Origin of the sequence: Afipia broomeae ATCC 49717 (assembly GCF_000314675.2) — a bacterium.
GTDB lineage: Bacteria > Pseudomonadota > Alphaproteobacteria > Rhizobiales > Xanthobacteraceae > Afipia > Afipia broomeae.
This window is the reverse complement of the sequence record NZ_KB375283.1, coordinates 139,673-158,086: the sequence shown is the minus strand read 5'-3', so window position 1 is coordinate 158,086 and position 18,414 is coordinate 139,673. Positions and strand designations below refer to the sequence as shown.

General features: G+C 61.6%; 17 protein-coding genes. 8 read left to right on the top strand and 9 right to left on the bottom strand.

What is annotated here, in order from left to right; translation table 11 throughout:
* Nucleotides 1–3: 3 nt before the first annotated feature.
* Complete coding sequence (locus HMPREF9695_RS13205) at nucleotides 4–942, bottom strand: LysR family transcriptional regulator (RefSeq protein WP_006021347.1); 939 nt, start codon at nucleotides 940–942, stop codon at nucleotides 4–6.
* 195 nt (nucleotides 943–1,137) lie between these two features.
* Between HMPREF9695_RS13205 and ggt the strand changes: the two genes are divergently transcribed.
* Nucleotides 1,138–2,733 carry a gamma-glutamyltransferase gene (gene ggt, locus HMPREF9695_RS13200; protein WP_041712349.1) on the top strand — a complete coding sequence of 532 codons (1,596 nt, stop codon included), beginning with the start codon at nucleotides 1,138–1,140 and terminating at the stop codon, nucleotides 2,731–2,733.
* Between the two features lie 73 nt (nucleotides 2,734–2,806).
* Nucleotides 2,807–3,982 (top strand): ABC transporter substrate-binding protein, encoded by a 1,176-nt coding sequence (locus HMPREF9695_RS13195; protein ID WP_034459069.1) that lies wholly within the window; start codon nucleotides 2,807–2,809, stop codon nucleotides 3,980–3,982.
* An 84-nt stretch (nucleotides 3,983–4,066) separates the two neighbouring features.
* Here the strand turns inward: HMPREF9695_RS13195 and HMPREF9695_RS13190 are convergent, their stop codons facing one another.
* Nucleotides 4,067–4,312: a hypothetical protein gene (locus tag HMPREF9695_RS13190; RefSeq protein WP_347335806.1), complete on the bottom strand. Its 246-nt coding sequence runs from the start codon at nucleotides 4,310–4,312 to the stop codon at nucleotides 4,067–4,069.
* Nucleotides 4,313–4,498: 186 nt separating this feature from the next.
* Nucleotides 4,499–4,855 carry a DUF427 domain-containing protein gene (locus tag HMPREF9695_RS13185; RefSeq protein WP_041712343.1) on the bottom strand — a complete coding sequence of 119 codons (357 nt, stop codon included), beginning with the start codon at nucleotides 4,853–4,855 and terminating at the stop codon, nucleotides 4,499–4,501.
* A gap of 156 nt (nucleotides 4,856–5,011) precedes the next feature.
* Here HMPREF9695_RS13185 and HMPREF9695_RS13180 point away from each other — a divergent pair, with 156 nt between their 5' ends.
* Nucleotides 5,012–5,248, top strand: a complete 237-nt coding sequence (locus tag HMPREF9695_RS13180) for a BolA family protein (protein ID WP_006021342.1) — start codon at nucleotides 5,012–5,014, stop codon at nucleotides 5,246–5,248.
* Between the two features lie 20 nt (nucleotides 5,249–5,268).
* On the top strand, nucleotides 5,269–6,450 hold the full coding sequence (locus HMPREF9695_RS13175; protein WP_006021340.1) for a low temperature requirement protein A: 1,182 nt from the start codon (nucleotides 5,269–5,271) through the stop codon (nucleotides 6,448–6,450).
* A gap of 32 nt (nucleotides 6,451–6,482) precedes the next feature.
* On the opposite strand, the gene egtD is transcribed toward HMPREF9695_RS13175, so the two are convergent.
* Nucleotides 6,483–7,448: an L-histidine N(alpha)-methyltransferase gene (gene egtD / locus HMPREF9695_RS13170; protein WP_006021339.1), complete on the bottom strand. Its 966-nt coding sequence runs from the start codon at nucleotides 7,446–7,448 to the stop codon at nucleotides 6,483–6,485.
* A 22-nt stretch (nucleotides 7,449–7,470) separates the two neighbouring features.
* Nucleotides 7,471–8,742: an ergothioneine biosynthesis protein EgtB gene (gene egtB, locus HMPREF9695_RS13165; protein WP_006021338.1), complete on the bottom strand. Its 1,272-nt coding sequence runs from the start codon at nucleotides 8,740–8,742 to the stop codon at nucleotides 7,471–7,473.
* A 299-nt stretch (nucleotides 8,743–9,041) separates the two neighbouring features.
* Between egtB and grxD the strand changes: the two genes are divergently transcribed.
* From grxD to HMPREF9695_RS13150, 3 genes are all read left to right on the top strand, one after another.
* Entirely contained in the window at nucleotides 9,042–9,377 is a 336-nt protein-coding gene (gene grxD, locus HMPREF9695_RS13160; protein WP_006021337.1) for a Grx4 family monothiol glutaredoxin, read from the top strand.
* Between the two features lie 109 nt (nucleotides 9,378–9,486).
* Entirely contained in the window at nucleotides 9,487–10,806 is a 1,320-nt protein-coding gene (locus tag HMPREF9695_RS13155) for a serine hydrolase domain-containing protein (RefSeq protein WP_006021335.1), read from the top strand.
* Between the two features lie 71 nt (nucleotides 10,807–10,877).
* The gene (locus HMPREF9695_RS13150) at nucleotides 10,878–12,167 is read left to right on the top strand and encodes a serine hydrolase domain-containing protein (protein ID WP_006021334.1); all 1,290 of its coding nucleotides are present in this window, start codon (nucleotides 10,878–10,880) and stop codon (nucleotides 12,165–12,167) included.
* On the opposite strand, the gene HMPREF9695_RS13145 is transcribed toward HMPREF9695_RS13150, so the two are convergent.
* Nucleotides 12,168–14,867, bottom strand: a complete 2,700-nt coding sequence (locus HMPREF9695_RS13145) for an autotransporter outer membrane beta-barrel domain-containing protein (protein WP_083875206.1) — start codon at nucleotides 14,865–14,867, stop codon at nucleotides 12,168–12,170.
* 218 nt (nucleotides 14,868–15,085) lie between these two features.
* Between HMPREF9695_RS13145 and HMPREF9695_RS13140 the strand changes: the two genes are divergently transcribed.
* The gene (locus tag HMPREF9695_RS13140; protein ID WP_006021332.1) at nucleotides 15,086–16,231 is read left to right on the top strand and encodes a PAS domain-containing protein; all 1,146 of its coding nucleotides are present in this window, start codon (nucleotides 15,086–15,088) and stop codon (nucleotides 16,229–16,231) included.
* Nucleotides 16,232–16,301: 70 nt separating this feature from the next.
* On the opposite strand, the gene rpsD is transcribed toward HMPREF9695_RS13140, so the two are convergent.
* The 3 genes from rpsD to murI form a co-directional block, all read right to left on the bottom strand.
* The gene (gene rpsD, locus HMPREF9695_RS13135) at nucleotides 16,302–16,919 is read right to left on the bottom strand and encodes a 30S ribosomal protein S4 (protein ID WP_006021331.1); all 618 of its coding nucleotides are present in this window, start codon (nucleotides 16,917–16,919) and stop codon (nucleotides 16,302–16,304) included.
* Nucleotides 16,920–17,119: 200 nt separating this feature from the next.
* The gene (locus HMPREF9695_RS13130; protein ID WP_006021330.1) at nucleotides 17,120–17,518 is read right to left on the bottom strand and encodes a cupin domain-containing protein; all 399 of its coding nucleotides are present in this window, start codon (nucleotides 17,516–17,518) and stop codon (nucleotides 17,120–17,122) included.
* A gap of 80 nt (nucleotides 17,519–17,598) precedes the next feature.
* A complete protein-coding gene (gene murI, locus HMPREF9695_RS13125) occupies nucleotides 17,599–18,390 on the bottom strand; it encodes a glutamate racemase (RefSeq protein ID WP_006021329.1) in 792 nt (263 codons plus the stop codon).
* Between the last annotated feature and the right edge of the window lie 24 nt (nucleotides 18,391–18,414).

The window sequence follows — 18,414 nt, the reverse complement described above, 5'->3', positions numbered from 1 at the left end:
CGATCATTTCCTGCTTTGACGTGTGCGCCGTCGCGGCTGTTCCTGCCGCGATGCCATGAATCTTTTCGCGACGTCAATGAACCGCGCCGCCAGCGGCGACAGATGATCCTCGCGCCACACCAGCGAGATATCGAGCGTCGCGGTCGCGTCCGCGATTTCCAGCGACACGATTCCCGGCGGCAGTGTCGGAATGAAGGATGCATCGAGGATGGTGCAGCCGAAACCTGAGCGCACCAGTTGCAGCAGCACCGGAACGTCGTCGGCTTCTTCTGCAATTGTCAGGGAGAAGCCACGGTCCGTCACCAACTCATCGATGAGCGCACGAAAGCCGCGCCACCGGCGGGTGCTACCGATCACCAGCGGTGAGGTGGAAAGGGTTCGCAGCGAAATCGCACGATTTGCCGCCCAAGCGTGACTCGCCGGAACCAGGGCGACCAGCCGTTCGCGCGAGATCGGAAGTGTCTGCTGCGGCGGCACTACGACATTCGACATCATGAAGCCGAGATCGAGCGTGCCTTCGTCGAACGCGGCTGCCTGTTCGGATGACGCGAGCAGGCGCAGGCCGACCTGTGCCTGTGGGTGATGCTTGCGGAATTCGATGATGATGTCCGACATCGGGCCGGTGGCGGCGAAAGTCGAATAGCCGACGCTGACGGTGCCGCTGAGCCCCTGCGCGACACGCTCCGCATGCATCGTGGCGCGGGCGAGACGCTGCATCGCGTTGGCGCTTTCGCGATAGAGCACTTCGCCTGCGGGTGTCAGCGCAACGCGGCGGGTGGATCGCTCGAACAGCGCAAAGCCCAGATGGCGTTCGAGATCCCGGATGCTGCGGCTGAGCGCAGGCTGGGCGATGCCAAGCTGTTCGGCGGCTTTGCGGAAGCTCAGCGTTTCTCCGACGGCGAGGAAGTACGGAATCCTCGCGGGAAGCAGGGGACGGATCATGAGAACGGGCCGCGCGAGCGGATTCCTATTATTGCTTTGAAGGTATCAATCTAAGCTTGATTGGTATTGGACAGGTATGAATGCCATCTGTCAAACCGGTCCGTATCAGCCTGCGGGGTGCGGTTCGCCCTGCCTCGCCGCGCCGGCGCAACCAGAAGAAACTCACGGGAGAGACCATTGCCCAAAGGCAAGGAGATGATCGTCGCGGCGCAGGCCGAAGCGGCGGAAGCCGGAGCGGACATCTTGCGCGCCGGCGGCAACGCCATCGACGCTGCGATCGCATGCGCGCTGGTGCAGGGTGTTGTCGATCCGCTGATGACGGGTATCGCCGGTTTCGGAAGCTGCGGTATCTACTTTCCCGGACAGAACTTCCATCAATATCTCGATTTTCACGCGCCCGCACCGGCGGCCGCGCGTCCGGACATGTGGGAAGATCTGATCGAAGGTGAGGCGCGCGATGGCTACGGCTTCATCCTGCGCGGCAAGGTCAACGACCTCGGCTATCAGTCGATTTGCGTGCCTGCGTCATTGAAAGCTTATTACGAGGCGCATTCGCGGTTCGGTGTGCTGCCGTGGCGCGACATCGTTGCGCCAGCGATCGCATGGGCCGAGCGCGGCTGGATGGTGCGCCCGCATGTCGAACTGTTCTGGTCCGACCCCGGCATCATGGACCGTGCCTCGGGCATCGATCGTCTGTCGTTCACGGCGTCGGGGCGGAAGCTCTATTGCCGCGAGGACGGCAGCTACAAGCGCGTTGGCGATCTAGTGCGTAACCCGGACTATGCACAGACGCTTCGCATGATCGCGGAGGGCGGCTCCGACGTGTTCTATCGCGGTGAGATCGCCAGGCGCATCGCTTCCGACATGAAGGCCAATGGCGGCCTGATCACCGAAGACGATCTCGCAAGTTATCAGCCGCGCTGGTGCGAGCCGCTGCGGGGCCAGTATCGCGGCTATGAAGTGACGACCAACAATCCGCCGGGTGGCGGCGTCATGCTGCTCGAGATGCTCAATGTGCTCGAGAACTTCGATCTCGCGGCGCTCGGGCACAACAGCGTCGAATATCTGCGCGTGGTCTGTGAAGCGATGAAGCGCGCGACTGCGGACAAGGATCGGTTCCTTGGCGATCCCGGCTTCCTCGATATTCCCGTCGGCAAACTGACGTCGAAGGACTATGCCGCCACGATGGCGGCCGAGATCAAGGCGCGCGTGAAGGGCGACGTGCCGCGCTTCAATTCGGGCCATCCGTCCAAGGACACGACGCACGTCTCGGTGGTCGACCGCGACGGCAACTGCGTGACCATGACCCATTCGCTCGGCATGCCGTCAGGCGTCATCACGGATGGTCTCGGCTTCATCTACAACGGCTGCATGGGTGTGTTCGATCCACGTCCAGGTCGTCCCGGTTCAATTGCGCCGGGCAAGGCGCGTTTCACGTCCGTGGTTCCGTCGATCGTTTTCAAGGACAGCAAGCCGTACCTCGTGATCGGCGCGCCGGGCGCGACGCAGATCGCCATGGGTGTGCTGCAGGCCATTCTCAACGTGCTCGACTTCGGCATGACCATGACCGAGGCGGTGAGTGCGCCGCGCTTCTCGGCGACCAGCAACGCAATCGATGTGTCCAACCGCATCGTCCACGGCGTGACGCGCGCGCTTGAAGCCGATGGCTATGAGGTGATCCGCAGCCCGTACACCTTCGGCTTCGCGGCCGTGCACGGCATCCGGATCGACGGCGACAGGCTCGATGGCGGCGCAGACCCCGGACACGATGGCATCGCGCTGCCGGTCTGACACAGAACAAGAGATAACAGAGGGAGGAAGAATTATCGTGAGAACAACAAGGATCGGACTGACCGTCGCGGCCATGCTGATGGCAGGCAGCGCGGCGCAGGCGCAGGTCTCGGACGATGCCGTCAAGATCGGGGTGCTGACCGACCACTCGGGCGGCTTCGCTTATCTGGTCGGCAAGCACTCGGTCGAGGCGGCGCAGATGGCGGTCGATGATTTCGGCGGCAAGGTGCTGGGCAAGCCGATCAGTGTCGTCACGGCCGACCATCAGAACAAGGCGGATATCGCGTCCGCGATCAGCCGCAAGTGGTTCGAGACCGAGGGCGTCGACACCATCACCGACGTCGCCGGGTCAGCCGTGGCGCTGGCGACCCAGGAAATCGCGCGCTCGCGCGGCAAGGTGCTGCTGATCTCCGGCGCCGCCACCACCGAACTGACCGGCAAGGCCTGCTCGGAGACCACGTCGCAGTGGAGCTACGACACCTACGCCTTCGCCAAGGGCACGGCGAGCCAGGTCACCAAGCAAGGCGGCGACAGCTGGTACTTCCTGACCAGCGATTACGCGTTCGGTCATTCGCTCCAGCGCGATGCGAGCCGTTTTGTCGAGGCCAGCGGCGGCAAGGTGTTGGGAAGCGTGCGATTCCCGTTCGGTTCGCCGGACTTCTCGTCGTTCCTGCTTCAGGCGCAGGCGTCCAAAGCCAAGGTGATCGGGCTCGCCATGTCGGGCGCGGACCTTCTGAGCGCGGTCAAGCAGGCGCGTGAATTCGGCATTGTGCAGTCCGGGCAGAACCTCGCCAGCCTCGTCATCTACATCAACGATATCGAAGGTGTGGGCCTGAACGTGGCGCAGGGCCTGACGCTGACGACCTCGTTCTACTGGGACGCCAACGACGAGACCCGTGCCTGGGCCAAGCGGTTCATGGAGCGCTCGGGCGGATTCATTCCGAACCTGATCACGGCGGGCACCTATGCGTCGGTGCTTCACTATCTGAAGGCCGTCGAGGCCGCCGGCACCGATGAAGGCAAGGCCGTGGCTGCGAAGATGAAGGAGCTGCCGGTCAATGACTTCTACAACAAGAATGTGCAGATCCGTGCCGACGGCCGCGTGATGCACAAGACTTTCCTGATGAAGGTGAAGTCACCCGCGGATTCGAAATATCGCGGCGATTTCTATCAGCAACTGGCCGAAATGTCTGGCGACGAGTCGTTCAAGCCCCTGGCGGAAAGCGAATGTCCGCTGGTTAAAAAATAGAGGCACAACGAAAGCGCGTGACTGAAACAGAAAAACCGCAGGTCAGCCTGCGGTTTTTCTTCGTTCTGACTGCGGTTTGCTGAATTACCAGCGGTCGCGTCCGACACCTATGCCGATGCCGACGCCCGGCGCGTATACGCCGACGCCAGGACCTTCGTTGTAGTAGCCGCGCTCCCTGTATCGGCGCTGCGGAGCGTAAGCATACGAGTCGTCCTGAACAATCACACGGCGTGCGCCGCGGGTTCGATAACAGCGTCCGCTTTCATCGCACACCATGCGGACATGCTCGATGTCCGATCCGGTCTTCACACCCGAAATGCTATTCGTCATTGGCGCTGCAATCGCACTGCCAGCAAAAAGAGCGCTGGCGCCTGCTAAAAGCGCTATCGTGAAATGTCTCATTGTATGTCTCCTACCGGCAAAAGTATCGCTGGGGAGGCAACAGAAGGGACCGGTTGTTGTTCCATGTCATTCTGCGCGCGACAGAGCCGTTTATCGAGGCGCGCGCATGGCGGATTAAATTTCCTCGATCGTGACCTTGTTGGGGTAAAACGCCAGATGCCCTTCGATCTCTTTCACCGATTCATAGGGCGTCTCGTAGGTCCAGATCGCGTTTTCCAGCGTCTGGCCGCCTGAAACGATGCTGAAATAGCTCGCGTCGCCCTTGTAGGGGCAATAGGTGCTGTGGTCCGTCCGCTTGAGCTTGTCGGAATTGGCATCGGCGCGGGGAATATACTGGACGGCGGGATAACTTGCCTCTTTGAGCGTCAGGGCGTGGCTGGTTTCGGCGATCACCTCGCCACCGACGCTGATCCGGACCCGTTTGGGGTTCTCTGCGATTGTAATCGGGTGGTCCGGGCCTGGAATCTTCATACGAATGTTCATGGCGGGCTTCCTGTTGAGAGCCACAATATAGGAGCTATCTTCCGCAATGCCCGCGTGACGGCGCGGGTTGCAAGGGCTAGAATCAGGCATATTTCGATGCGTTGCTTGAGCCGGGATTGGCTCAACATGAGGAGATTCAAAGACATGCCAATGGACGCGCGGGACATCGAAACGATGATCAAGGCTGCCTTGCCTGACGCGCAGGTCACCATCCGCGATCTCGCCGGGGACGGCGATCACTACGCGGCCACCGTCATCTCGGAATCCTTCCGCGGCAAGTCGCGGGTGCAGCAGCACCAGATCGTCTATCAGTCGCTGAAGGGGCAGATGGGTGGTGTGCTGCATGCGCTGGCGTTGCAGACGGGTGTGCCTGACGCCTGATCGACGAAAGCGGGGGCGCCGTGTCGACAAAGAGGACATTGCTGCGGGCGCGCGCGCCGCACCAGCATCATCGCGTCACTTACGTCGAGCTTTTCTTCGATCTGGTCTTCGTTTTCGCCATTACGCAGATTTCCCACACGCTGCTGGCGCATTTCACGCCGCTCGGCGTTCTGCAAACCACGATCCTGTTTCTGGCGGTGTGGTGGGTCTGGATCTACACATCCTGGATCACCAACTGGCTCGACCCGGAGCGCACGCCCATCCGGGTGATGCTGTTCGGTCTGATGATCGCCGGCCTGCTGCTGTCCACATCCATTCCCAAAGCCTTTGAAAGCAGGGGGCTGGCGTTCGCGCTGGCCTTTGTCGCCATGCAGGTCGGCCGCTCGGCCTTCACCTATTGGTCGATACCCAGGTCTGAGCCCGGTTTGCGCATGAATCTGTTGCGCATCACCCTGTGGCTCGCGTGCAGCGGCGTGTTCTGGATAGCAGGCGGGCTCGCTGAGGGGCAGGCGCGGCTTCTTCTGTGGATCGTCGCGGTGGGGATCGAGTATTGCGGACCGATGATGCGATTCCGGTTTCCCGGGTTAGGCGCGACGCCTCTCGAAGACTGGGAGGTCGAAGGCGGCCATATGGCCGAGCGCTGCGCGCTGTTCATCATCATCGCGCTGGGCGAGTCCATCGTGGTGACCGGAGCCACCTTCGCGGAAGCTACATGGACCGCGCCGACGGTCTCTGCCTTTGTTGTCGCTCTGCTCGGGAGCATCGCGATGTGGTGGGTGTATTTCCATATCGGGGCCGAGGCCGGAGCCGAGCATATTTCGCAGTCCAGGGACACCGGCCGGCTGGCCCGGCTTGCCTATACCTATCTGCACCTGCCGATTGTTGCGGGGATCGTGGTGACGGCGGTCGGCGACGAACTGGTGCTGGCGCATCCCGCGGGTCATGCGGACACCAAGGCCATACTCAGCATCATCGGCGGGCCGCTGCTGTTTCTGATCGGCACGATCTTGTTCAAGCGCAGCATCCGCGGCATCTTTCAGCTCTCCCACCTCGTCGGTATCGCTCTGCTGGTCGTGCTGATCCCGTTCGCGCACTCGCTGTCACCGCTGCTGCTGTCAACGGCAACGACGATCGTCATGCTGATCGTCGCGGCTTGGGAAGCGATCTCGCTCGGCTCAGGGACGAAGGAAGACGAGATCTAGAGGTTGGCCGCTCCCACCTTGCGGGCTTATGCCTACGCCACCAGCGCGTGTACCGAGAACATTCCGTCGGGATCGGTCCATGAGGCGCGCGGCGTCCACCCCGAACTGCGCGCCAGATCCGTAAAGCGGTCGATGCTGTATTTATAGCTGCTTTCGGTGTGGATCGTCTCGCCGGTACGGAACGTCGCCGTGTGGTCAAGCACCCGCACAGTCTGCGGCTTGCGGCTGATCAGGTGCATCTCGATGCGATGGCGCTCGCGGTTGTAGATCGCACGGTGTTTGAAGCCGTCAAGATCGAGGTTGGCGCCGAGTTCGCGGTTGATGCGCGCCAGCACATTGAGATTGAACTGGCCGGTCACGCCTGCCGCGTCGTTATAGGCGTCGTGGAGCACGCGCTCGTCCTTTTCGAGATCGACGCCGACGATCAATGTCGCGCCTTCCCCGAGAATGGCGCGCGCGCTGCGCAGGAAGGCACAGGCTTCATGCGGGTCGAAATTGCCGATGGTCGAGCCTGGAAAGAAGCCTACTTTCGGCATGTCGTTCACTTCCGGCGGCAGTTCGAACGGCTTGGTGAAATCGGCTGTCACCGGATAGACCGCGAGATGGGGGAAGTCCTCGCGCAGCGCGCTGGCCTGACCGTTGAGGAAATCGCCGGAGATATCCACCGGCACATAGGCCTTGAACGCGCACTGTTTCAGGAGAAGACGCACCTTGGTCGTCGCACCGGCACCGAATTCCACCAGCGCCGCGTTGGTCGGAATCGCGGTTGCGATCTCTGTCCCGCGATCGCGCAGAATGCGCAGTTCGGTGCGGGTCGGATAGTATTCCGGCAGCAGTGTGATCTGTTCGAACAGTTTCGAGCCTGCCTCGTCGTAAAAATATTTGGGCGACAGCTTTTTCGGCTGTTGCGACAATCCCTCAATCACGTCCTGCGCGAAGGAACGGTCAATTTGATCGGGGGACGGAGCATCAGTCCGCGCGTTGATATGCACATTCATGACGATCTCATGCGTTGAGGATTCAGACGGCGTAATCGGCGAGGCGCAGTCCGGTGAACTGCCAGCGGTGATGTGGATAGAAGAAATTGCGATAGGTGATACGGCTGTGGTTGTCCGGTGTTGCCAGCGATGAGCCGCGCAGCACCAATTGGTTGACCATGAACTTGCCGTTGTATTCACCCAGCGCGCCTTCGACGGCGCGATAACCGGGGTAGGGCGAATACGAACTCCGGGTCCACTGCCACACGATGCCGAAAGCATCGTTCAGATGGCCGGCGCGGGCGGCAACTTCCCATTCCATTTCCGTGGGCAGGTGCTTTCCGCTCCAGCGCGCGAAGGCATCGGCCTCATAGTAGCTGACATGCGAGACGGGGGCTGATGGATCGATCGGCTGCAAACCGCCGAGCGTCATGATCTTCCATTCTCCGTCAGTGTTGCGCCAATGGCCGGGGGCCTGCCATTCCTCACGTTCGGCGGCAGCGAAGCCGTCCATGAGCCACAGTGTCGGCGTCGTGTAACCACCGTCGTTCATGAAGGCGAGCCACTCGGCATTCGTGACGAGATTGCGCGCCAGTTTCACAGGGCCGACCAGCGCGCGGTGCGCAGGCTTCTCGTTGTCGAAATGGAATGACTCGTCGGTATGACCGATGGTGTGGATGCCTTCCATCAGCGTGACCCATGCGTCGCCGGTGCGGGTCGCAGCCGGAAATCTCCATCCAGGCTGGTAGGCGGGCGGGATCGGGTTCTGTGCGAAGGCGTGCAGGATGTCGGTGAGCAGCAATTCCTGGTGCTGCTGCTCATGATTGAGACCGACCTCAATCAGCGGCTCCAGCTTCGCCAGCGTGTCGGCGTCCGCTGAATCGAAAAATGCCGCGACCGCGGCATCGACGTGCTTGCGATAGGCCGTCACCTCGTCCGCACCGGGGCGGGTGAGGTGGCCGCGCTGGGCCCGGGCGTGACGCGGCCCGGCGCTGACGTAATAGGAGTTGAACAGGTAGGCGTAATCCGGGTGGTAAGGCCTGTAGCCTGGAGAGTGGTGACCCAGCAGGAATTGCTCCCAGAACCAGGTGACGTGGGCGCGGTGCCATTTGGTGGGGCTGGCATCCGGCATCGACTGGACCAGCTGGTCCTCGGGTGACAGCGGGGCCGCCCGCCGCTCGGTCTCGTCCCGAACCGTGCGATAGGCTGTCAGCAGCCGGGCCGCCAGTTCGTTGCGGGATTCCTGGCCAGATTTGGCCGTAAATGCGGAGGAAGTGGCGACACGGGCGTCTGACTGGGATGCTGGTTTCGTCACGAGTATCTCCGATTGAGGAGAGAACGATTCTTCTCCGGAACGGTTCCGTAGAAGGGATGCTCTAGATAGGGCGCCCCGCCGGAGATAAAAGGTAGCGTCGGCCATGAAATCGATACGTTGCGGGGGCGACGATTGTTTCAGGCGCCCGGCATGGCAGATCCGCGCTCCCGTCCGGGGCGCCGCATGGCACCTTTTCGGCGATTTGATTGGGCTGCCGAGCCGTTTCACGCTACATATATAGGGAGAGAGCAGGTCGGTGACCGAATCCCGGCCTGGGCAAGCCACTTAAGGACGCGAATATGAGCATCGACCAATTCATCGACAACGAAGTGAAGTCCAACGACGTCGTGCTGTTCATGAAGGGCACGCCGCAGTTTCCGCAGTGCGGCTTCTCGGGCCAGGTGGTCCAGATTCTCGACCACGTGGGCGTTGCCTACAAGGGTCTGAATGTTCTCGAGTCCGGCGAACTGCGCGACGGCATCAAGATCTATTCGAACTGGCCGACCATTCCGCAGCTCTACGTCAAGGGCGAGTTTGTCGGTGGTTGCGACATCATCCGTGAGATGTTCCAGGCTGGCGAATTGCAGCAGTTGCTCGCCGACAAGGGCATCGCGGTTCAGCAGCCCGTTGGCTGATGTTTTTCAAGGCGAGACGGCTTAAGCCGTCTCGCTTGTGCGGCCGCCTTTTTCACAGATACAGTCCTTCCGTCCCGGACACGTGCCATCCGGGATGGAGGGATTTTTTATGCCCGTTTCCGCAACTCGTCAGTTGATCGGGGCAACGCCCATTCTGCGCCATGCCCGCAGCATTCTGCCTGTCGCGCTTTTTCTCGTCACCGCTGTTCAGGCGTCGGCCGACAGCGCAATGCGGACTTATCCGCCGGATGCCGTTCTTTCTCCGCAGCGCCTTGAGCGCATCACCGACTTTTTCAATGCCGAAGTCGCGAACAACAAAATTGCCGGTGCGATCGTTCTGGTTCAGCACCGGGGCAAGCAGGCCTATTTCAAATCCTTCGGCAAGATCGACGTGACGACCGGCGAGCCAATGACACCGGACGCGATCTTCCGGATTTTCTCGATGACCAAGCCGATCACGAGCGTTGCCGCCATGCTGCTGGTGGACGACGGCAAGCTCAAGCTCGACGATCCGGTGTCGAAATACATTCCGTCATTTGCGGAAGCCAAGGTCGGCGTGGAAACCAAGGCCGAGAACGGTGATCCCGTTCTCAAACTTGTGCCGCTGGAGCGTCCGATCACCATTGAAGACCTCATGCGGCAGTCAGCCGGTATCCCGTATGGGTTTTATGGGACGGGCCTGGTGCGCTCTGCCTACAAGAATGCCGATATCTACGCCGAAGGGACTGACAACGCCGCCGTGGCCGAAAAGATCGCGCGGCTGCCACTGGCCGAGCAGCCCGGCACGTTGTGGGACTACGGCCACTCGCTGGACGTGCTCGCACGCGTGATCGAAGTAATATCGGGAAAATCGCTTTACGCCTTCGAAAAGGAACGGCTGTTCGATCCGCTTGGCATGAAGGACACCTCGTACTATGTGGCCGACCCGTCGCAGTATCGCCGGATTGCTGAGCCGCTGCCGAGCGACAGCAATTTCAGGACCGGGAATTCCCGTGATCCGCGTAAACCCTATAAATGGGAGCCGGGGACCAGCGGATTGCTCACCACCATCGGAGATTATAGCCGACTGGCGCAGATGCTGCTCAATGGCGGCGAGCTTGACGGCAAGCGTTATCTGAAGCCTGAGATATTCGCGACGATGACTGCGAACCACATCGCGCCTGCAACGGGCGTGAAGCGTGGATCGTACTACTTCCCCGGGGACGGCTTCGGATATGGCCTTGGCTTTGGCGTTCGCACCGAACCCGGGAATGCGACGCCTCCACCGCCGGGATCGCTCGGCGAAATCAAATGGGACGGTGCCGGTGGCACCTATTTCTGGATCGACCGCGCACAGGATATGTTTGTGATCCTGATGATGCAGTCGCCGTCAGAACGCGGCCGCATTCAGCCCGCGCTGAAAGCCATGGTTTATGATGCTTTAGAGTGACCGGCGCGCTTTGCACGATAGCCGCTGCCCGCTAAAGTCCGGCTCATTGACTGGATTTGCGGAGATCGGTTTTGTTTTATTCAAATATCGTCCGGCGCGCTGGTGCTGCCGTGGTTGTCGCAGCGATCTCGGCCGCAGTCATAACGACATCACTGCCGGCTTGCGCGGAAAGCCTTGGGCGAACAGACCCGGACAGGGCCGGGTTTTTCCCGCAACGGCTCGCGCGCATCACCGCGTATTTCAACAACGAAGTCGCGACCGGCAAGATCCCGGGCGCGGTCGTGCTGATCCAGCGCCACGGCCAGCCCGCATACTACGAATCGTTCGGCGTCCGCAGTCCTGCCACCAAGGCGCCGATGACGCCGGACACCATCTTCACGCTGTTTTCGATGACCAAACCGATCACATCGGTGGCGGCGCTCATGCTGGTGGAGCAGGGCAAGCTCGCGCTCGACGATGAGGTGGGGCAATATGTCAAAGGTTTTTACCATATCAAGGTCGGCGTGGAGAAACCGGGCCCGGATGGCAAGCCCGAACTCGATCTTGTCGCGCCGCGCCGCCCGATCCAGATTCACGATCTGCTACGGCATTCAGCGGGCATTCCATATGCATCGCTCGCGTATGGCGTGGTGAAGAAGCCCTACGAAGATGCCGACCTGATGTCCGGCAAATTCACCAACGCAGAAGTTGCGGACAAGATCGCCGCGCTGCCGCTGATCAGTCAGCCCGGAGAATACTGGACCTACGGTCACGCCACAGATGTGCTCGGGCGGGTGATCGAGGTGGTGTCGGGAAAATCGCTTTACCAGTTCGAGAAGGAGAACCTGCTCGGGCCGCTCGGGATGACCAATACGAGCTTCTTCGTCACCGATCCGGCGAAGCAGGCGCTGATCGCCGATCCGTTTCAAACCAAATATGACAAGCTCGATCGCGATCCGCGTGAGGTCACCAAATGGGAATCCGGCGGCGGCGGCATGGTGTCGTCGATCGCGGACTACGCGCGCTTTGTGCAGATGCTGCTCAATGGCGGTGAACTCAACGGCACGCGCATTCTGGCGCGCAAGACCGTCGACCTGATGACGTCGAACCACATCGGCGAGGGAACGGGCATCAAACCGTGGGTGTACTATTTCCCTGGTGCCGGATTTGGCTTCGGCCTCGGCGTTGCCGTGCGGACGGACGCTGGCGTCAGCCACTGGCCCGGCTCGGTCGGCGAGTTCGAGTGGAGTGGGGGCAGCGGAACGTATTTCCTGGCAGATCCAAAGGAAAACATGTTCGCGATCCTGATGATCCAGTCGCCTTCACAGCGCGGACGCATCCAGTCGGCATTCAGGAGCCTTGTTTACGGCGCGATGAAATAATCAGAACCTCACAGCAAGGTTGGCCCTGACCGAATGGGCGCTCGCATCGGCGGCGAGACGCCCGGTGTACAGAATTCCCAGAATTGCATTCCGGTGAACGAGCGCGTCCAGGCCGGCCTCGACCAGCAGCGTGTCGGCGGCAATCGGAACGCCCGCAATCGCAAATGGCGACGGGCTTGCCGCAAACGACATCAGCGAGACGGGCGTAGCTCCATCGTAGGCGTGCTGCCATCCGAGCGACCCGCGCGCCGTCATGGCCCATGGGCCGATCGCGGGGATGGGCGCCTGTGCGCGCAGGCCGAGCGTTGAATAAGTGGCGGCGGTGGTGGCCTGTGCGACTCTGAGCGCCGCCGGCCCGCCTGTTTCCGTGAAGCCGTCGCTTCGGACCGACACGTAAGCGAGGTTTGCGAAGGCCTCGGCGTTCACCCAGCTCCTGACGACGCCGTAGGCGGCTTCGCCGAAGACCTGTGCCGTGCTGGCGCTGTAGCCCGCGGTGGCCATGTCCGCGAAGCCCGGGAAGGCGATGGTGCGTGTAGTGGAGATGTCGTGATGCGAATAGGCCGCGCCGGTGCGGACTGCGAGGTCGCCAAGTCGCCCGCCGCCATAAGCTGCGAGATGGAAGGTGTCGATGGTGGCGGATGACGTGCGTGCATCGACGCGGGCATCGGTTCGTCCGCCGCCGGTCGCTACGCCGAGGCGCCAGTTTTGATCGAGGGTCACGTCTACGCCGCCAATGGCCCCGCCGCTGGTTGCGCGCAGCGTCGCGGCGTTGCCGTCGCTGTTGAGGCGCGTCCAGTTGCCGTAACCCTGCACCCACGCGGCATAAACCGGTGCGATGACGGGTGCCGGCGCCTTGATCGGCCACTTTGGCCCGCCCTTGGCCTTGCGCGTCTTCTTCGCATAGGCGAGTGCGGATTCCTCTTCATCTGCAAATCCGGTTGCCTGTGAGCCGCTCGCGGGGTCCAGCCGCTGCCGTCCGAGAATGGCGTCGCGGATCAGAGAACTCTCATCCAGCATCAGCGAGCGCAGACTCGGATGAATCTCGCCCGATACGCTGTCAAAGGCCGCGCGGGCCTGATCCGGCGTCAGCATCAGCGCCGCGCCGACGATCGGGTTGGTCATGCCCAGCGCGGCGAGGCCGCCGCCCGCCGAAATCTGGTTCGGTGTCATGCCGACGCTGGCGAAGTCGATGCTGTTACGGACCAGCGTCAGATAGACGTTGTTGGGATCGTAGGTGAGCATCGGATTGAGGAACGCGAAGTTCGATGTCACGCCGCTGAAGGTGCCGTTTCGGCCGCCCGTGGTCGTCAGGATCGTATACTGCGTAGAGGGCGCGTAGCTGCCGACGCCAGCCATCACGCGCACGGTGCCGCCGTTGAGGGTGGCAGTGTGGCCGGCTCCGGTAATTGCGAGCACACCGTTGGCGGAGGGGGTGACTCCCACGGTGAAGAACGCACCCATCTGGTGGATGTAATTGCCGTTGAACGCCAGCGTTCCGCTGTCGACCCGCACATTGCCGCCGGTGTTGTTCGTGACGTTGCCGACAACAGTGCCGTTGCCGGTCACCGTGCCCCCGCTCTGCACGCCGACAGCGGGGCTCGTGAGTTGTCCGTTGATCCGGAGCGTTCCGGCCTGAACGGTCGTGGTGGTGGAGAAGGTCCCGTTGCCGGTCAGGGTCCAGTCCACGCCATTCATGGTCAATGTTTCGAAGTTGGAGAACTTCGCGATGCCCTCGGTGCCTGTGCCTTCCAGGATCAGGTTGTCGGTGCCGGTACCGCCCACGACGTTTCCGATAAGGACAGAGCCGGTTTGCAGCCGAAGGGTATGGGTCGCTCCCGCAGGCACGCCAGCGGCGGCCGCAAATGTAATTGCATTTGTCTTGCCGGAGATTGTGCCGCTGTTGATAATCTCGGCAGCTGCGGTGTTGCGCACCAGAATTCCGTTCCAGTCCGCGGCATTTCCGGCGCTGCCGGTGTTCAAAATGGTGCCGCTGTTTGTGATCGTACCGCCGCCGGTTGCTTCAACCGCCGCGCCTCGATTAGAGGTAATCGAGCCAGCATTGCTGAACGAGGTCCACACCGCGGTGGCGCTCCCATAGACACCATTATAGTCACCAAAGATCACACCGGTGCTGGTGTTCGTGAATGTCGATGGGCCACCTTGAATGAGCACGCCGGTGCTGAAACCCGTCGTCTTGTTCGATTGGATCGTGCCTGCATTGTATAAGGTGCGGGACGTGCCTTGTCCGATGGACACCGCATTGACGCCGGTATCGGTCTTGATCAAGCCGCCGGAATAGTTGTTCACCGTGCCGCCGAGCCACATCGTCACGCCTTCGACACCGGCGGTGATCGTGCCGTAATTGTTTAACGTGCCGGGGCCGCCGGCCGGAGGCAGGCCAAATGGCTTGTAGCCAAAGGTGATTGCGGTCAGCGTGCCTGTGACGGTCGCCGCGGCCGTGTTGGTAAATGTGCCGCCCTGGTCAAGCTTTACGGTATTGCCACCGGTCACGGTGCCGTCGTTGGTAACGGACCATGCCTGCAATGTGGCGCTGATGGCCGGATTTCCCGATCCCACGGTGACGCCGGTGGCGATATGCGCGGTCGTCCCTGCAAAGGTATCAAGGTTGACGCTCGGCGTGTTGCTTGTGATCTCGACATCGGCGGCTTTAGCGGCGTTAGGACCGAAAGTGTCGGCCATCAACAACGCAGCCACGCTGGCGGCGCACACAATCACGTTCAGCGCGCGCTCTGCGCGACGCGTACCACCAATAGATTTTGTCACAATCGCCCCGCATTCCACCCGCAATGGAAAAACGGTGCCAAAGGTATGGGAGCAACGCACTATTCAAATGAATAGGGTTAGTTTTAAATTGCTATGCCATTTTAGCTTTCCACAGCGGGTGCGGCGGGGTGGTCGTGAGCGAGGCCGAAGGCAAATTTCTGGATGCCCTTTATCAAGGAGTTTCCGACAGCGCCCAACTCACTCTCGCGCTGGAGCTGATCCAGAACATGTTCGGCTGTCGCAGCGCCGTTCTGGTGATGGTTGACGCACGCGATCCGACGGCGAATTTTGTCGAGACATCGGGCACGCTGCTTCAGAGCTTGCAGCTTTATGTCGAGAAATATGCTCAGATCGATCCTGCCCCGGCGCGCTTTCTCAGCCTGCCGGCGGGCCGTGCCATGAGTACGGATCGTCTGTTCACGCCGGAAGAACGCGCCACCGGTCAATTTTATAATGAATTCTTCAAGCCGATCGGGCTGATCGAAACGCTTGGCGGGCCCCTCTATTCCAGCGACGGAAATTTCGCGATGATCGCGCTGATGCGCGGCGATGATCGTCCACCCTTCGACGATCGGGAAGCGGCTTATCTGGAGCAGCTTATGCCGCACATCACGCGCGCGCTGCAACTGCGCCGCACGTTCTTCCGGATCGATTCACGAAATGTCGGCTTGCAGGCAACGCTCGACCGGCTGCAGGCCGGCCTGATGTTGCTGGCGGCTGACGGGGAGGTGCTCTTCGTCAACGCGGCGATGCACGCTCTCACACAGCAGAGCGACGGCTTTGTGCTTGGCCGGATGGGCAAGCCTCTGGTCACCCATACCGACGCGCGCCGACGCTTTGATGCGCTGTTGATCAATGTCGCAGGTGGCGGTGCCGGCGGTGTGGTTGCCGTGCCGCGCGCCAGAGGACGGGACTATGTTGTCCTGGTCGCGCCGTCTCCGGCGTCCTCCGCGCAATCCGACTGGGAGCGCGGCGGGCCGCGTGGCGCGATCGTTGTCGTCCACGATCCCGATTCCGGATCTGCCAATACGTCCGAAATTCTGGAGCAGGGGCTAGGGCTGTCAAAGGGAGCCGCGCGGCTGGTCGCGGCTCTGGCGGCTGATCACGATCTCAAGACATTTGCAGAGAGCGAAGGCGTCACGATTCACACCGCGCGATTCCATCTGCGGAGTGCGCTGTCGCGCACCGGAGCCAAGACACAGGCCGAGGTGGTGCGGATCGCGGTGCGCCTGTTGCGGGATTTTGCTTTGGCCGAACCCAATCCGGTATCCTCCACCTGATGCGATCAGCCAAACAAAAAGGCCGCCCGGTGAGGCGGCCTTTCGTATTTCTGTCATCCGCGCTGAGGAATTAGCGCGAATAGAATTCGATGATGAGGTGCGGTTCCATCTGAACCGGGAACGGCACTTCCGAAAGACCCGGAACGCGCACGACCTTGGCAGTCTGCTTGCCGTGATCGACTTCGAGATAGTCAGGTGTGTCGCGTTCGCCGAGCTGGTTGGCTTCGAGCACGAAGGCGAGTTGCTTGGACGATTCCTTGATCTCGACGACGTCGCCGACCTTCACCTTGTAGCTGGCGATGTTGACGCGCTTGCCGTTCACCTTGATGTGGCCGTGGTTGATGAACTGACGTGCGGCGAACATGGTGGCCACGAACTTCGCGCGGTACACCACGGTGTCGAGGCGGCGCTCGAGCAGGCCGATCAGGTTTTCACCCGAGTCGCCCTTCAGGCGGCTGGCTTCGACGTAGATCGCGTGGAACTGACGCTCGGAAATGTTGGCGTAGTAGCCCTTCAGCTTCTGCTTGGCGCGGAGCTGCGTGCCGAAGTCGGAGAGCTTGCCCTTGCGGCGCTGGCCGTGCTGGCCGGGGCCGTATTCACGCTTGTTGACGGGGCTCTTCGGGCGGCCCCAGATGTTCTGGCCCATACGGCGATCGATTTTATACTTCGCCTCACTACGCTTAGTCATCGCGTCCTCTTTCTTTGAACGTTGGTTTTGAGGAAACGCGCCCTCCTGTGCAGCGGGATATGATCCCGGTGCTGACAGGTCCGCCTCATAAGCTTAATGGGGAGGACCACGGGTCGCGAAACGCAACGCGGGCCGAAAACCGGCCCGCGAGCAACGTGTTCATAGGTAGAAAAGGCCGATAAGTCAAACCATTCAGGCCGTTATTTGGGGGCCGGCGTCGCCACTGGCTTGCCTTCCTCGACCACGTAAACAGCCATGATTTTCAAGCCTTTAGCCCCGGTCTTGACGTCATGCGGAATGCCGGCGGGCACCGCATAGGAATCCCCGGCCTTGATAGCCTGGTCCGGCTTGCCTTCGACCATCAGCGTGGCGTCACCTTCGAGAACATATCCCGTATCGATGCCCGGATGGGTGTGACGGCCGGCCAGCGTGTCGGCCGGAATCTCGGCGATGACGGTGATGGTATTGTAACCCTTGGGAAACTCCACCTTTTGCAGCGGGGTGCGCTTGATGGCGTTGGCAGGGGCTGTCTGAGCCATTGCCGCGCCGATGCCCGCGAACGCAACGATCGCGAGGCCGAGAACCATTTTCTTGAGCATGTGTATCTCCCTTTCGCTGCTCTCTCCGGAGCAGACCGGGCGAAAGCTAGCAGCCGGACGGTATCTGCGGAAGGCCGTTCTTAGTTGGCAACGCTGGCGCGGATGAACGGCTCCAGCGCCCTGGCCAGAACCGGGGATGGCGCCTGCCCCGATGTGAACAGAAAGCGCGCTTCCGGCCCTGCGCCATTGCCATTTGCCGGGCCGAGGAGATCACCCACCCGCCGCGCGATCGCGGGTGCCGGGTCGATCCAGTCCACCCCCCATGGCGCAAGCGCAAGCATCTGATCGATCAACAGGGGATAGTGCGTGCAGGCCAGCACCACGGTGTCGGTTCGTGCATCGCCATTGAGGAAGCACGGCGCAATCTCGGCCGCGATGGCGTCGTCGCTGACCCGTTCGCCGCGCAGCGCCGCTTCGGCGAGGCTTGCGAGATTTTCCGCGCCGACCAGCGTCACGTCGCAGCCCTGAGCGAAATCCGCGATCAGTTTCTTGGTGTATTCGCGCTTTACGGTGCCTTTGGTGCCGAGCACCGAGACGCGTTTGGTCCTGGACGAGGCGCAGGCGGGCTTGATCGCCGGCACGGTGCCAACGAACGGGACCGTGTAGGCTTCGCGCAGATGGGTCATCACCAGCGTTGACGCGGTGTTGCAGGCGATGACGACAAGGTCGGGCGTGTGCTCGGCGATCAGGTCGCCGACCAGCGGCACGACGCGGGCGACGATCTCGTCCTCGGTGTGCTGGCCGTAGGGGAAATAGGCGTCGTCCGCGACGTAGGTGTAACGTGCGCCCGGCCGCAGCTTCACAATCTCGCGGAAGACGGTCAATCCGCCGAGGCCGGAGTCGAAAACCAGGATGGTGGGAACACGGGACACGGCGGGAGTGTATCGAAAGAGCCG

What these genes read in the sequence shown, in the direction of transcription:
- grxD (WP_006021337.1), top strand. Translation starts at nt 9,042, where the DNA reads ATGAGCATCGACCAATTCATCGACAACGAAGTGAAGTCCAACGACGTC.
- HMPREF9695_RS13180 (WP_006021342.1), top strand. Translation starts at nt 5,012, where the DNA reads ATGCCAATGGACGCGCGGGACATCGAAACGATGATCAAGGCTGCCTTG.
- HMPREF9695_RS13195 (WP_034459069.1), top strand. Translation starts at nt 2,807, where the DNA reads ATGCTGATGGCAGGCAGCGCGGCGCAGGCGCAGGTCTCGGACGATGCC.
- HMPREF9695_RS13155 (WP_006021335.1), top strand. Translation starts at nt 9,487, where the DNA reads ATGCCCGTTTCCGCAACTCGTCAGTTGATCGGGGCAACGCCCATTCTG.
- rpsD (WP_006021331.1), bottom strand. Translation starts at nt 16,919, where the DNA reads ATGACTAAGCGTAGTGAGGCGAAGTATAAAATCGATCGCCGTATGGGC.
- HMPREF9695_RS13205 (WP_006021347.1), bottom strand. Translation starts at nt 942, where the DNA reads ATGATCCGTCCCCTGCTTCCCGCGAGGATTCCGTACTTCCTCGCCGTC.
- HMPREF9695_RS13190 (WP_347335806.1), bottom strand. Translation starts at nt 4,312, where the DNA reads ATGACGAATAGCATTTCGGGTGTGAAGACCGGATCGGACATCGAGCAT.
- ggt (WP_041712349.1), top strand. Translation starts at nt 1,138, where the DNA reads ATGATCGTCGCGGCGCAGGCCGAAGCGGCGGAAGCCGGAGCGGACATC.
- egtD (WP_006021339.1), bottom strand. Translation starts at nt 7,448, where the DNA reads ATGAATGTGCATATCAACGCGCGGACTGATGCTCCGTCCCCCGATCAA.
- HMPREF9695_RS13185 (WP_041712343.1), bottom strand. Translation starts at nt 4,855, where the DNA reads ATGAAGATTCCAGGCCCGGACCACCCGATTACAATCGCAGAGAACCCC.
- HMPREF9695_RS13145 (WP_083875206.1), bottom strand. Translation starts at nt 14,867, where the DNA reads ATGGCCGACACTTTCGGTCCTAACGCCGCTAAAGCCGCCGATGTCGAG.
- HMPREF9695_RS13130 (WP_006021330.1), bottom strand. Translation starts at nt 17,518, where the DNA reads ATGCTCAAGAAAATGGTTCTCGGCCTCGCGATCGTTGCGTTCGCGGGC.